The sequence below is a fragment of the Myroides sp. JBRI-B21084 genome (assembly GCF_030545015.1).
GTDB lineage: Bacteria > Bacteroidota > Bacteroidia > Flavobacteriales > Flavobacteriaceae > Flavobacterium.
On the sequence record NZ_CP120653.1, the window covers coordinates 2,032,722 to 2,045,468 of the forward strand.

Consider the following 12,747-nt stretch of genomic DNA (forward strand, 5'->3'; position numbering starts at 1 on the left):
ATAGTGTTACTGCGGTAAAATCTCGTATTGTAACGTGGTTGTGTATTGGTCGGGTTTTGCGTTTATTAAGTTTATATCATCGGCTTGGGTAGCATATACAATATTAAAGTTCACTTGCGTTCCTTGAGTGGTTCCGCCCGAAGCAATTTTTTGTGAAACATTACTTAAATTAACCGGAAATATGTTTGCTGAATTTGGTGTAACGGGCACAACATTTAATTTAATGGTGCTTAATGGAAGGGTATTACCTATTGCCGATGAAAAATACGGATGCAACGATACAACCTTAATTTGATAGTTTGTGTTTGAAGAAACCATTAAGGCATTTGGATATGTAACGCTGGCTCCTTGTATATAATCTTCTTTGGTTTTAAGTTCTAAAAGGCCATTTACAGCGTTTGATGCTATTTTTATACTTAATTGATTTTCTGGTGTTGGTGGTGTGCCGCTTAAGGTAGCTATTTGTAATTTGTAGTATTTTTCTTGAATACCTAAAATGGTGTTATTTTGGTTGTAAAAAACAAATTCTAAAACCATTGTAAATTCAGACCAAGTTGTGAATTGTGATAAGTACGCACCGCCTTCTACTTTTAAATCAAAAGGAATGTGTAAGTTGTAATAGGGATTACCACCTGCTGCGTTATTGTATAAACCTGCTTGTGATTGTGGAACTAAAAAAACTTCTTGACCTTGTTTTAAAAAGGTTTGTAACGGCATACCAATTTGTGCAATTGTAGGCACATTGTTAGGGTTAAATTTACCATAAGTTGTAGTAGGTATTAAACTTATTTTATCGGCAGGAAAAATTTGCGTTCCATTGCTTATTGGTTGTTTAACCCGTACAGAAACCCGCCAAGTAGGTAAACTTAAACTTCCGTTTCCATCAATCCATACTTTGTAGGCGTTTGATTTTGTAATGCCACTGTATGAATCGATACTTGCATAATTGTTACTGTCAACATTTAAATTTTGGGTTGAACCAACTAAGCAGTTTAAAAGAAAAATGATGCTATAAAAAAACTTATTATTCATTTGTAAAAGATAATTCGCCCATTTCAATAGTGTTTTCATCGCCATAATCCATTAAAATAGCAGCTGTATATTTGGCTTTCTCTAAATTTTCAGGTAGATCTATATACATTTTGCGTACATCGTTGGGCATGCTATAAAATACAATATGATCTAAAACGGTTTTCTTTCCTGTTAAGGTATTTAACAACTCGGGATACACAATACCATCGGCCCAAATATTTCCATTGTTTTTAAAAAGTAGTTCTATTTTGTTGCGTTTCTTATCAAACAAAATATTTTCAATTTCTAATTTTCTGTTTTTAGGTTGACTGGTTCTATGAAATAATTTAATGCCCGATCGTACACTTACTTTAATATTGGCCCCTTTATTATCAACATCGTCAATAGGATTCATTTGTGTAACATACAACATACCAGTATGTACAGGAACTTCACCTGTAAAAGTATTTGGTACTGTTATGGTAACTTCAATTTCTTTACTTTCGCCTGGTTTTAATGAAAAGTAACTGTCTTTTTTATTAATAGTAACCCAACTTGCACATGATGTAGCTAAGCTATCGGCCGGATACATCACATTTTCTCCTAATTCATTATATTGCCAATCGCCTAAACTTACAGCTAAATCCATAGTGTGAGCGGCACTTACATTAGTAACCATTATTTTTTGACGGTTACTTTGCCCAGCATTCGATTCAAAATACAAACGCGGAGGTGAAACCGAAACCCCCGTTTGTGCTGTACTTAAAAAACTGCTTAAAATTGTAACCAAAAAAAGAAAGAATGTTCTCATAAATCAAGCGGGTATAATTTAAAAAAAGTGCTACACTACAAAATGCAACACTTTTTCATTATAAAATACGAATATAATTATTTTGCGTAAATGGTGTAAGTTACCGTTGTAGAAAAAATAGTTGGAGTTTGGTTAGCAACGTATTTATCTAAATAAGCATCGGTACCTGCAGCTTTGTATTCAATATCAATATTTTTGTCTCTTGCCCCTTTTGTAGATGAAACTAGTACACCTTCGGTTGTAGATAAAGATACAGCTGATTTGTAATCTGCATTACTTAACGCTTTTTGTGTTCCTTGTGTAGCTACAATTTGTATGGTTGATGCGTCAATGTTTCCGTTAGGTCCTGCTGTTCCAGCATTTGCTAATTCTGCAGCGCTTGATTTTACTTTAACTTCAAAACCACCTGTACTAAAAATATTTAAATGGTTTTCTTGTTTTGCAGAAACACCATCGTTATAATGATCAGTTGTAGTATAATCTAAATTAACTGTTTTTTGTTGTGGATTAACTACTAAAGTTTGAATAGGGTTTAAACGCACGTTTAATGTTACATTGTCTGTTTGCGCTTGTGTTGTGATACCCATTAACATTACTAAAGATGCAATTACTAATTTTTTCATTTTTTTCTTAATTATTTGTTTGTTGTTTACTTTTTTTTATTATATTTGATAGTTGAATATTTAACTACCTTTTAAATTCGGATACAAAAGTAATACATAACATAAACATGTTACTTATTAAAAAGTTCAAAAAACTTGTTATTTTTTACCGAGTTATAAACCCAAAATTTACTTTAAGTTTTATTTGAATTTACATTAATGCAGCAAAAGCGCCTGCTTTTATTGCGCTATTATTGTATATAGAAGTGTGTACGTAAAATGTGTAGATGAATTGTTGGCAGTAGTGTTATTAAAAAAAACATCGTTTCCAGCGCCTTTGTAACTAATAGACACATTTTTGTTAATTGCCCCTTTTGTTGCAGATATAATGGGCTGTTCAGTTTCTGAAATAATCTTTTCACTGTAAATAACCGTTCCATTTTGTAAAGGGTTGCTGCCTAATGTAGGTTCAATACTAATGTTTTTTAAGGCAGATTGATTTGTAGATGAAGCTAACGCATTTACTTTTACCTGAAAACCACCAGTACTATATATGGTTAAATGGTCTTTTTGAAGCGAGACGACTCCGTTTTCGTAATCGTTAAGTGTTGAATAGTTTAAGTTAACTTCTTTTTGAGATGGATTTATTACTAATGTTTGTATAGGGTATAAGTTTACATTTAAAGTAACTTGGTTTTGTGCAACCAATTTGTTGCAAAATAAAAGAACCGCTGTTGCAAAAAGTGTAATTTTAAATGACATGTATCTTTAAATAAATCCTTGTTAATAAAGGAATAGTTAAAAATACAAAAAAATAAGTTTAAAAAAGGTAATTTTAATATCAACTTTTTTTAAACTTATTTTAAATTTTTATAATATGTTAAGAAATTGTGATGAGATCTTCTCTTAAAGCCCGTGGACTTTTTAAAGTGTGCTTTTTTATAAAGGTACTAAAATTTGCTTCGTCGTTAAAACCTAATTTATAAGCAATTTCTGCCACAGTTAAATGCGTATGCTTTAACATGCGAATGCTTTCGTTTACCATTTTATCAATAATTACTTGCTTGGCACTTTTACCTAATACCGATTCGGTCATATCGCTCAAGCGGCGTGGAGTAATATTAAGTAAATCAGCATAAAAACTAACTTGTTTCTCGTTCTGATAGTTTTTCTGTAATAAAACTCTAAATCTGTTTACGGTGTCTAAGTAAGTAAATTTACGGGTGTCGTTTTCTATACATGCACTTTCATCCACATAAAATAGTCCGTCTAATAAAATAGCTTCAATGCAGTTATGTGCTACTGATATATACAAACCGTTGTTATTTTTGGTTTTATATAGTGCCAATCTATCAATAATTAGTTTTATAATTTCATCGATAGGGATTGATCCCATTGTACTAACAATTTTAGACTGTGGGTCGTAAAATAAATTTGAGTTTAACAATAATGAATCATGAGCCGATTTTTCAAAAAAAGCATCGGTGAATGCTAAAATATATACAGCACCATCATTTGCACAATTTTTATCGCAAACCACTTTTTTTTCTGGCGCAATAAAAGTTAAGCTTCCTTTTTTAAGGTTATAGGTTACATTTTCAACTACGAAAACGGTATCTACAGTTGCAATAAAAATACAATAATACTCTAAGGTGCAAAATGCGTGGTTGTTGTTGTTGCGTTCTATTAATTTGTTAAGCGGGTTAACACTAAAGCCATTTACGCTTAGTTCATTTGTTACTTTATACATTACTTTTGGTTATTAAAAATGTAGGTTTTTCATAAATATCCAATAAATATATTGTATTAACCCTTAATAAACAAGCAACATAAATGTGTTGTTGCGAAAATTAACATATAATTTACAAAAAAAACATGTTTTGTGTATAAATTGAATTTTTTAGGCCACTCGCATACCTAATATTTTCAATCCGAATTCTTTATCATCTAAAAGAGCAATTTTTGGTAAAAAAGCCCATTCTTCAAACCCTAACGCTGAAAATAATTTTAAACTAGGTTGGTTGTGCTCAAAAATAAAGCCCAATAAAGTTTTTACACCTAATAATGGTGCCGTGCTAATGCAATAATTTAAAATGTGTTTCCCAAAGCCTTTGTTTCTGTATTGTTCATGTAAGTAAATACTAATTTCGGCAGTTGCATTATACGCTGGTCTACCGTAAAACGATTGAAAACTTACCCAGCCAACAATTTCATGATTGCTTTTTACCAACCAAAGCGGTCGGTTGGTTGTATTGTGCTTGTTAAACCAATCCATTTTACTTTCAACAGTAACTGGTTCGGTATCAGCTGTAACTAGGCGCGTTGCTACGGTGGAGTTATAAATTGCTACAATTTCGGGTAAATTGTGAATGGTAGCGTGTTCAAAAGTTAAGTTTTGCATTATTCTGCTTGGTTTTTATTGTTTTTTTGTAGTTGGTCTACCGTTTCACTTAATGCCAGTTGATACCATTTTTCCATTAAAGGAAAGACTAATTTAGCTGTATTTTCTATTGGTCTATAAAAAATAGATTCATCTAATTTTTCTTTAGAAACAATTAAGTGATTGTAATTAATTTTTTGAAATACGTTGAACAAAACCGAAAGGATACAAATCATTTTTAAACCTTCAAAAAAGGCGCCAAACAATTTATTTACAAACCCTAATGCTAAACCTTGTGCAATTTTAGTTAATGTTTTTCCTAAAAAAAACAAAATAATTAAAACAAGTAAAAACGTACCAATAAAAGCTGTAATGGTTACGGTTTTAGGGTTCCATGAGGTGTTGATTGCTAAAAAATCACGCATAAAAAACGAAAATCGCAAAGCAATGTACACACCAACAATTAATGCTACAAACGATACTACCGATGCTATGAACCCATTTTTTAAACCTTTAAACAAGGCGTAAGCTAATAAAACAGCTATAATTAAATCTAAAATATACATACACTAAATTAAATCACAAATATAAAAGCAGTTTCGGTATTATAAAATATCTTTGCATTTCAATAAAAAAATATGGCAAGAGACGAACAGCTAAAAGAACGATGGAATGTTTTGGTTGAAAAACTATCGAAGCAATTTGCCGATGGCGATACGTTAGACGTAGATGGTATTATTTACTTAATAGGTATTCAAGAACTTGGGAAATTTAATAAAAAATTTAAAAAAGACGAGAAAGTAAACATTATGCATATTGCCATTTGCCGTTTACTGGAACCTTTTAATTATTATGAATTTTCGTATTTTGATACCGACGGTTGGCCACATTACACAGTAAAAGACCAACTGCCGCACCTAAAAGCGGGCGAGCAAACCATTTTAATGAAAGACGCCATTGTACATTATTTTTTAGATAATGGCTATATTCAGTAAATTTTAACCATTGTAATTTTAACCATTCCCCAAAATGCGTAAATTTGCAACAATTACCTGTTTTATAAAACAATGATAGACAAAATTAAAGAACTTATTGGCGAAGCAGAAGCTTTTACCACTAGCGATAAAGATACTTTAGAGGCTTTTAGAATTAAGTTTATTTCTAAAAAAGGATTGATTAATGAAATTTTTGCCGAATTTAAAAACGTGCCAAACGAACAAAAAAAAGCATTTGGCCAAGCAATTAATTCATTAAAAAATGCGGTTGAAAGTAAAATTAAAAACATTCAAGACGATTTAGAATCTAAAGAAGAAGCAATTGGTTTGTATGGTGATTTAACACGCCCTGGAACACCAATTAATTTAGGTGCGCGTCACCCAATATCGTTAGTGAAAAATCAGGTAATCGATGTGTTTTCTAACATTGGTTTTAACGTATCCGAAGGTCCTGAAATTGAAGACGATTGGCATAATTTTGAAGCATTAAACTTTCCAGCGCATCACCCAGCACGTGATATGCAAGACACGTTTTTTGTGCAAATGAACCCCGATTATTTATTGCGTACGCATACATCATCGGTTCAAGTGCGCTATATGGAAAACAACCAACCGCCTATTAGAACCATTTCGCCGGGACGTGTTTTTAGAAACGAAGCCATTTCGTCGCGTTCGCACTGCATCTTTCATCAAGTAGAAGGTTTGTATATTGATAAAGACGTATCGTTTGCCGATTTAAAACAAACGTTGTTGTATTTCACAAAAGAAATGTTTGGAAAATCAAAAATTCGTTTACGTCCATCGTATTTTCCATTTACCGAACCAAGTGCCGAGGTAGATGTGTATTGGGGTTTAAAAACCGAAACCGATTACCGTATTACAAAAGGAACCGGTTGGTTAGAAATTATGGGTTGTGGTATGGTAGATCCTAACGTACTAAAAGCATCAAACATAAACCCTGAAGAATACTCGGGTTTTGCATTTGGTATGGGGTTAGAGCGTATGGCTATGCTATTGTACCAAATTGGCGATATACGCATGTATTTTGAAAACGATGTTCGCTTTTTAGAACAATTTAAAGCAAACTTTTAAATATAAAAGGGGGTTATCTTAAAAAGATAATCCCTTTTTTTTTGGCAATTTCAATCACAAATAAGCTGCAATACAACTATTTAAATGATATTTATCATATTTACCAAAAAAAATAGTAGTAAATTTGCGCCCAGATTCTTCCATTTAGAGTCTTTAAATTACATAAAAAAGGTTATAGCATGCAACTGTACAACACTTTAAGCGCAGAACAACGCGCAAAATTAATTGAGGAAGCGGGCCAAAAACGCATCACACTTTCTTTCTATCAATACGCAAAAATTAGCGATCCAGAACAATTTCGTAACGATTTATTTTTAGCGTGGTCTAAATTAGATGCATTAGGTAGAACCTATGTAGCTACCGAAGGTATTAATGCACAAATGAGTGTACCAGCCGAAAATTTTGAAGCTTTTAGAGAAACTTTAGAAGCCTACGATTTTATGAAAGGCATACGTTTAAATGTAGCTGTAGAACAAGACGATTTATCGTTTTTAAAATTAACAGTAAAGGTTCGTAAAAAAATTGTTGCCGATGGGTTAGATGATGCCACTTTTGATGTTGCCAACAAAGGCGTACATTTAAGTGCTAAAGAATTTAACGAAATGTTAAACGACCCAGATGTGGTAGTTGTTGATTTTAGAAATCACTACGAAAGCGAAGTAGGCCATTTTGCTGGTGCAATTACACCCGATGTTGATACGTTTCGCGAATCGTTACCTATTATTAATGAGCAACTTCAACCACATAAACAAGACAAAAAACTGTTAATGTACTGTACCGGCGGTATTCGTTGCGAAAAAGCCAGTGCTTACTTTAAACATCAAGGTTTTAAAAATGTGTTTCAGTTAGAAGGCGGAATTATTGAATACACACGCCAAGTGAAAACCGAAGGTTTAGAAAGTAAATTTATTGGTAAAAACTTTGTGTTTGATCACCGTTTAGGCGAACGCATTACAAACGATATTATTGCAAATTGCCACCAATGTGGTAAACCGTGCGATACTCACGTAAACTGTGCAAACGAAGCTTGTCATTTATTATTTATTCAGTGCGATGAATGCCACCAACAAATGCACGGCTGCTGTTCAGACGAATGTTTAGACATGATTCAATTACCAGTTGAAGAACAAAAACGTTTACGTAAAGGTCAACAAAAAGGCAATTTAATATTTAAAAAAGGAAAATCGCCCGCGTTAAAATTTAAAAAAGAACGCAATGTTTTTGAAGAAGTTATACCTGTAAAAGTGGCAACAGTAACCGAAATTCGCAAAAAGAAACACGAACGTAAGGTTTTAGTAGGTCAGGGCGAACATTATTTTACAAAAGCATCAGTTGCCCAATTTACCTTAACAAACGGTAAGGTTGCAGTTGGCGACGAATTAGTAATTGTAGGGCCAACAACAGGTGAAGAGCGCATTGTTTTAAACGATTTTAAAGTAAATGGTACCGAAGCACCATTAGCAAATGCAGGCGATAGAATAACTTTTGTAACACCTTTCCGTGTTCGTATGTCCGATAAATTATATATCGTTCAAAAAGAAAACGAATACGTTTAAAATAATTCAACATAAAAAACACTTTTAAGCAAGTTGGTAATTTACTAACTTGCTTTTTTATTTAAAGCTATGAACAAAATTTATTACTTAAAAACTTGCGATACGTGTAAACGCATTTTAAAACAAATTGATAACATTCAAGAATTTCAATTACAAGATATTAAAGAACACCCTATAACCGTTAAACAGTTAGATGAAATGTATGTACATACCAAAAGCTATGAACAGCTGTTTAACAAACGTGCCAAATTGTATAAAGAAATGGGTTTAAAAAACGAAAATTTATCTGAAACTGATTTTAAAAGATACATATTAGAACACTATACTTTTTTAGCGCGACCTGTAATTTTTTATAACAATGAAATTTTTGTAGGTAATAGTCCTAAAACAGTAGAAAAACTACTAAAAGCAATACAAAATTAGCTGATAATTAGCTAGTTAAAGCGTAACACATACGTGGTATTTTATCATAAACAGCTTGGTTTTTGATTTAAAAACGTTATTTTTAACATAAATTTAATAAAAATTGAGTGATATGAAAAAATTATTTGCAGAGTTCTTTGGAACTTTTTGGTTGGTTTTTGGTGGTTGTGGCGCAGCTGTTTTTGCGGCAGGCGTACCCGAAATTGGTATTGGTTTAGCAGGTGTTGCTTTAGCTTTTGGTTTAACCGTTTTAACAATGGCGTATGCTGTTGGGCATATATCGGGTGGGCATTTTAATCCGGCGGTATCGTTTGGGTTGTTTGCTGGCGGTAGGTTTCCTGCTAAAGATTTAGTGCCTTATATTGTTTCGCAAGTATTAGGTGCTACAGCAGCCGCAGGTTGTTTATATTTAATTTTAAACGGTGCAGGTGCTTTTAATACCGAAGGTGTTGGTGCATTTGCAACCAATTTTTACGAAATGCCTGGTTATGCTGGCAGAAGTTTTAGTATGGCAGCTGCCTTTTTAGCCGAATTTTTATTAACAGCCTTTTTCTTAATAATTATAATGGGCGCAACCGATAAATGGGCAAATGGTAAATTTGCTGGTTTGGCCATTGGTTTGGGGTTAACTTTAATACATTTAATATCTATACCAATTACCAATACATCGGTAAACCCAGCGCGTTCTACATCGCAAGCGTTGTTTGTACAAGGTGAGGCATTATCGCAATTGTGGTTGTTTTGGGTTGCACCAATTGCAGGCGCTATTGTTGGAGGGTTAATTTATAAATTCTTACTTCAGAAAACAGAAAACGAATAATATTAAAAAGAGATTGCCGCAAAGCAATCTCTTTTTAATTTATAGAATTTTAGATTTCTAACTTTGCCAAAGTTTTTATGGCAACACATGTGCATTTTCGTAATCTTGTTGGGTAATTTCGTAAGTGTAATATTCCATATTACCTTCTTTTTTTTCAAATATAAAGTCATTTGGATTGTATATGCCAATTGGTGAGCTTTTTGAAGAAAAGCAATATGTCAAAGCCTCTGAAGATCCATTACAAAAATAACCTTTGTTATTATCTAAAAAAACAATTTTCATTTGATCTCCAAAACTAATAAATCCCCAATATTCCCTATTATGTTTCGCAAATTTAAAATAATTAGTACTTTCATTAGCAGCTAATTCTTTATTAAAATATACATTAGTTGTAGTAGAATTATCTATTGTTAGTTTAAATGTATGTGCTGTGCTATTTTTAATTCTAAAACTACTATAATAAGTGGTTGGTTCTTCTTCTGAACAACTTGATAAAATAATTAAACAAGCGAAAATTAATAACTTTTTCATGATGTTTTTTTAAGTTTTCAACAAAAATAATTAAATATCTTTTACTTTGCCAAAGTTTAAAACTTTGGCAAAGTTTTTTTTAATTCGTTTAATTTGAAATATTTACGTAAATTTATGTTTGACAATTAAGTAAAATGTTTAAAATGATGAAAAAAATTACATTGATATTAATTACAGTATTTGGGTTTGTGTTTAATATACAAGCGCAACAAGAAAATTTTGATTTGCTTCAAAATAATACGCTACCAAGTGGCTGGAGTGCTGTTTATACCAATAATTTTATTGGAATAGGTAACTATTATACAGCATGTAGCGGCTCACAATATCTTTACGCTAATATTCATACAAACGAAGTAACAGAAGTTACAACAAATCGCGATGTATATATAGGATATGTAATTCCAACAATTAATTTTAAATTAAAAATTATGGATAAAAATACAGGAACTCCTTTTGTGGGCGATTTCGGAACTATCGAAGTTTGGTATTCTTCACATTATTCTATAACTAATTGGGTTAAAGCGCTAACCATTAATAGTTCAAATTTTACACCCCAAAACAATTGTCAATCAATATCTTATTACACGCTTCCTACCGGCTATATAACCAGTTTAGATCCTTTTGCAGTAAAATTTAAATTCATACATAATTCCGGCGATTGGGAGGCTATTATAGATGATTATAAAATAGATTTAACATTTGTAGCATCAACTCACGATTTAGATTTAGCAAATTTAAGCGTTTATCCAAATCCTGTTTCAAATCTTTTAAATATAAATTACAAAGGAAACATTGCTAATTTAAAGGTTTTTGATTTAAGCGGTAGGTTTGTAAAATCAATTAACACAACTAACAGTAACAATTCAATTGATGTGTCTGATTTAAATTCAGGAACATATCTTTTAAGAATCGAAACCGAAAGTAATAGGGTGTCAACCGTTAAATTTGTAAAAAACTAATCAATTTTAATAAAACATACAAAGCTGTCTACATTTAGGCAGCTTTTTGTTTTACAATAAATTACAAAAGGTACGCTACAATTTACTAAATTTGCACCTTTATTATAATTCGGTATGATATACTCAATGACAGGTTTTGGTAAAGCGGGGGTGCAGTTGCCATTAAAAAAAATAACGGTAGAAATTAAATCGTTAAATTCAAAGAATTTAGATTTAAGCGTGCGTTTGCCACAGCCTTATAAAGAAAAAGAGTTGGAAATACGCAATTTAATTGCTCAAAAATTAGAACGCGGTAAGGTAGAATGTTCGGTTTATATCGAAGTTACTGGCGAAGAAACATCGGCAACTATAAACGCGCCAATTGTTAAAGCATACATTGCCCAAATGAAAAACATTATACCCGATGCCGATGCAACCGAATTAATGAAAATGGCAGTGCGTATGCCCGATGCTTTAAAAGTAGAACGCTGCGAATTAGATGAACAAGAATGGCACGAAATTGAAAAAGTATTACAGCAAGCTATTGTAAATATTAACGATTTTCGCAAACAAGAAGGCGAAAAATTAGGCAACGACTTTAACCAACGCATTAACAACATTAAAACGTTTATGCACGAAGTAGCATCGTATGAAAACGAACGCATCACAAATGTTAAAGAACGTTTGCAACAAAATTTAAAAGAATTAGAAGTTGTTGTTGATGAAACCCGTTACGCACAAGAAATAATATACTACATTGAAAAATTAGATATTAATGAAGAAAAAGTGCGCTTAACCAACCATTTAGATTATTTTTTAGAAACCATGCAAACTGCCGAAAACAGCGGTAGAAAATTGGGCTTTATTGCACAAGAAATGGGACGCGAAATAAATACAATGGGTTCAAAATCAAATCACGCCGAAATGCAAAAATTGGTAGTGAAAATGAAAGATGAATTAGAAAAAATTAAAGAACAGGTTTTAAACATACTTTAAAAACGTATAAATGGCAACACAACAAGGTAAATTAATTGTATTTTCGGCTCCATCGGGTTCAGGTAAAACCACCATTGTAAAACATTTACTTACAAAACCAGAACTGCATTTAGATTTTTCTATATCGGCAACTTCAAGATACATGCGTAATGGCGAAGTAAACGGTAAAGATTATTACTTTATATCACCCGAAGATTTTCAGCAAAAAATTGCAGAAAACGCTTTTGTAGAATACGAAGAAGTTTATAAAGACAATTATTACGGCACCTTAAAAACCGAAATTGAACGTATTTGGGCACAAGGTAAGCACGTAATTTTTGATATTGATGTAGTAGGTGGTTTAAACATTAAACAACAATACCCTGAACAAACATTAGCTATTTTTGTTAGTCCACCCTCTGTTGAAGAATTAGAACGTCGCTTGCGTTTTCGTCAAACCGAAAGCGATGAAAAAATTGCCATGCGCTTAGCAAAAGCAGAACGTGAAATATCACGTGCGCCAGAGTTTGATGTAATTTTAAAAAACCACGATTTAGAAACAGCTAAGACCGATGCTTATCAGTTAGTAACAAACTATATTAATAAGTAAAAT

Annotated in this window: 16 protein-coding genes; 8 read left to right on the forward strand and 8 right to left on the reverse strand. The window is 32.2% G+C overall.

The genetic code is table 11. The features are described from left to right. Positions 1-6: 6 nt before the first annotated feature. The 7 genes from P3875_RS09720 to P3875_RS09750 form a co-directional block, all read right to left on the reverse strand. Positions 7-1,032, reverse strand: coding sequence for a hypothetical protein (locus tag P3875_RS09720; protein ID WP_303443770.1), 1,026 nt, complete (start codon positions 1,030-1,032; stop codon positions 7-9). Next, complete coding sequence (locus P3875_RS09725; protein WP_303443771.1) at positions 1,025-1,822, reverse strand: fimbrial biogenesis chaperone; 798 nt, start codon at positions 1,820-1,822, stop codon at positions 1,025-1,027. The genes P3875_RS09720 and P3875_RS09725 overlap by 8 nt, the downstream gene beginning before the upstream one ends. Before the next feature lie 77 nt (positions 1,823-1,899). Continuing rightward, on the reverse strand, positions 1,900-2,445 hold the full coding sequence (locus P3875_RS09730; RefSeq protein ID WP_303443772.1) for a hypothetical protein: 546 nt from the start codon (positions 2,443-2,445) through the stop codon (positions 1,900-1,902). Between the two features lie 219 nt (positions 2,446-2,664). Then, on the reverse strand, positions 2,665-3,186 hold the full coding sequence (locus P3875_RS09735; RefSeq protein ID WP_303443773.1) for a hypothetical protein: 522 nt from the start codon (positions 3,184-3,186) through the stop codon (positions 2,665-2,667). 118 nt (positions 3,187-3,304) lie between these two features. Continuing rightward, a complete protein-coding gene (locus P3875_RS09740) occupies positions 3,305-4,174 on the reverse strand; it encodes a helix-turn-helix domain-containing protein (protein ID WP_303443774.1) in 870 nt (289 codons plus the stop codon). Positions 4,175-4,324: 150 nt separating this feature from the next. Beyond that, positions 4,325-4,825 (reverse strand): GNAT family N-acetyltransferase, encoded by a 501-nt coding sequence (locus tag P3875_RS09745; RefSeq protein WP_303443775.1) that lies wholly within the window; start codon positions 4,823-4,825, stop codon positions 4,325-4,327. Next, positions 4,825-5,370, reverse strand: coding sequence for a CvpA family protein (locus tag P3875_RS09750; RefSeq protein WP_303443776.1), 546 nt, complete (start codon positions 5,368-5,370; stop codon positions 4,825-4,827). Before P3875_RS09750 ends, P3875_RS09745 begins: the two co-directional genes overlap by 1 nt. A gap of 72 nt (positions 5,371-5,442) precedes the next feature. Here P3875_RS09750 and P3875_RS09755 point away from each other — a divergent pair, with 72 nt between their 5' ends. From P3875_RS09755 to aqpZ, 5 genes are all read left to right on the forward strand, one after another. After that, entirely contained in the window at positions 5,443-5,799 is a 357-nt protein-coding gene (locus tag P3875_RS09755; RefSeq protein WP_303443777.1) for a hypothetical protein, read from the forward strand. 72 nt (positions 5,800-5,871) lie between these two features. After that, on the forward strand, positions 5,872-6,891 hold the full coding sequence (gene pheS / locus P3875_RS09760; protein WP_303443778.1) for a phenylalanine--tRNA ligase subunit alpha: 1,020 nt from the start codon (positions 5,872-5,874) through the stop codon (positions 6,889-6,891). Between the two features lie 179 nt (positions 6,892-7,070). Beyond that, positions 7,071-8,447 (forward strand): oxygen-dependent tRNA uridine(34) hydroxylase TrhO, encoded by a 1,377-nt coding sequence (trhO, locus tag P3875_RS09765; protein ID WP_303443779.1) that lies wholly within the window; start codon positions 7,071-7,073, stop codon positions 8,445-8,447. A gap of 69 nt (positions 8,448-8,516) precedes the next feature. Next, a complete protein-coding gene (locus P3875_RS09770; RefSeq protein WP_303443780.1) occupies positions 8,517-8,870 on the forward strand; it encodes an arsenate reductase family protein in 354 nt (117 codons plus the stop codon). Between the two features lie 112 nt (positions 8,871-8,982). Beyond that, positions 8,983-9,690 (forward strand): aquaporin Z, encoded by a 708-nt coding sequence (gene aqpZ / locus P3875_RS09775; protein WP_303443781.1) that lies wholly within the window; start codon positions 8,983-8,985, stop codon positions 9,688-9,690. Between the two features lie 75 nt (positions 9,691-9,765). Here the strand turns inward: aqpZ and P3875_RS09780 are convergent, their stop codons facing one another. After that, positions 9,766-10,221: a hypothetical protein gene (locus P3875_RS09780; RefSeq protein WP_303443783.1), complete on the reverse strand. Its 456-nt coding sequence runs from the start codon at positions 10,219-10,221 to the stop codon at positions 9,766-9,768. Positions 10,222-10,364: 143 nt separating this feature from the next. On the opposite strand from P3875_RS09780, the gene P3875_RS09785 reads away from it, so the two are divergent. From P3875_RS09785 to gmk, 3 genes are all read left to right on the forward strand, one after another. Beyond that, positions 10,365-11,180: a T9SS type A sorting domain-containing protein gene (locus tag P3875_RS09785; protein WP_303443784.1), complete on the forward strand. Its 816-nt coding sequence runs from the start codon at positions 10,365-10,367 to the stop codon at positions 11,178-11,180. 126 nt (positions 11,181-11,306) lie between these two features. Beyond that, positions 11,307-12,155, forward strand: a complete 849-nt coding sequence (locus P3875_RS09790; RefSeq protein WP_303445436.1) for a YicC/YloC family endoribonuclease — start codon at positions 11,307-11,309, stop codon at positions 12,153-12,155. A 10-nt stretch (positions 12,156-12,165) separates the two neighbouring features. After that, positions 12,166-12,744, forward strand: a complete 579-nt coding sequence (gene gmk / locus P3875_RS09795) for a guanylate kinase (RefSeq protein ID WP_303443785.1) — start codon at positions 12,166-12,168, stop codon at positions 12,742-12,744. The last annotated feature ends 3 nt before the right edge of the window (positions 12,745-12,747 follow it).

What these genes read in the sequence shown, in the direction of transcription:
- P3875_RS09720 (WP_303443770.1), bottom strand. Translation starts at nt 1,032, where the DNA reads ATGAATAATAAGTTTTTTTATAGCATCATTTTTCTTTTAAACTGCTTA.
- P3875_RS09725 (WP_303443771.1), bottom strand. Translation starts at nt 1,822, where the DNA reads ATGAGAACATTCTTTCTTTTTTTGGTTACAATTTTAAGCAGTTTTTTA.
- P3875_RS09730 (WP_303443772.1), bottom strand. Translation starts at nt 2,445, where the DNA reads ATGAAAAAATTAGTAATTGCATCTTTAGTAATGTTAATGGGTATCACA.
- P3875_RS09735 (WP_303443773.1), bottom strand. Translation starts at nt 3,186, where the DNA reads ATGTCATTTAAAATTACACTTTTTGCAACAGCGGTTCTTTTATTTTGC.
- P3875_RS09740 (WP_303443774.1), bottom strand. Translation starts at nt 4,174, where the DNA reads ATGTATAAAGTAACAAATGAACTAAGCGTAAATGGCTTTAGTGTTAAC.
- P3875_RS09745 (WP_303443775.1), bottom strand. Translation starts at nt 4,825, where the DNA reads ATGCAAAACTTAACTTTTGAACACGCTACCATTCACAATTTACCCGAA.
- P3875_RS09750 (WP_303443776.1), bottom strand. Translation starts at nt 5,370, where the DNA reads ATGTATATTTTAGATTTAATTATAGCTGTTTTATTAGCTTACGCCTTG.
- P3875_RS09755 (WP_303443777.1), top strand. Translation starts at nt 5,443, where the DNA reads ATGGCAAGAGACGAACAGCTAAAAGAACGATGGAATGTTTTGGTTGAA.
- pheS (WP_303443778.1), top strand. Translation starts at nt 5,872, where the DNA reads ATGATAGACAAAATTAAAGAACTTATTGGCGAAGCAGAAGCTTTTACC.
- trhO (WP_303443779.1), top strand. Translation starts at nt 7,071, where the DNA reads ATGCAACTGTACAACACTTTAAGCGCAGAACAACGCGCAAAATTAATT.
- P3875_RS09770 (WP_303443780.1), top strand. Translation starts at nt 8,517, where the DNA reads ATGAACAAAATTTATTACTTAAAAACTTGCGATACGTGTAAACGCATT.
- aqpZ (WP_303443781.1), top strand. Translation starts at nt 8,983, where the DNA reads ATGAAAAAATTATTTGCAGAGTTCTTTGGAACTTTTTGGTTGGTTTTT.
- P3875_RS09780 (WP_303443783.1), bottom strand. Translation starts at nt 10,221, where the DNA reads ATGAAAAAGTTATTAATTTTCGCTTGTTTAATTATTTTATCAAGTTGT.
- P3875_RS09785 (WP_303443784.1), top strand. Translation starts at nt 10,365, where the DNA reads ATGATGAAAAAAATTACATTGATATTAATTACAGTATTTGGGTTTGTG.
- P3875_RS09790 (WP_303445436.1), top strand. Translation starts at nt 11,307, where the DNA reads ATGACAGGTTTTGGTAAAGCGGGGGTGCAGTTGCCATTAAAAAAAATA.
- gmk (WP_303443785.1), top strand. Translation starts at nt 12,166, where the DNA reads ATGGCAACACAACAAGGTAAATTAATTGTATTTTCGGCTCCATCGGGT.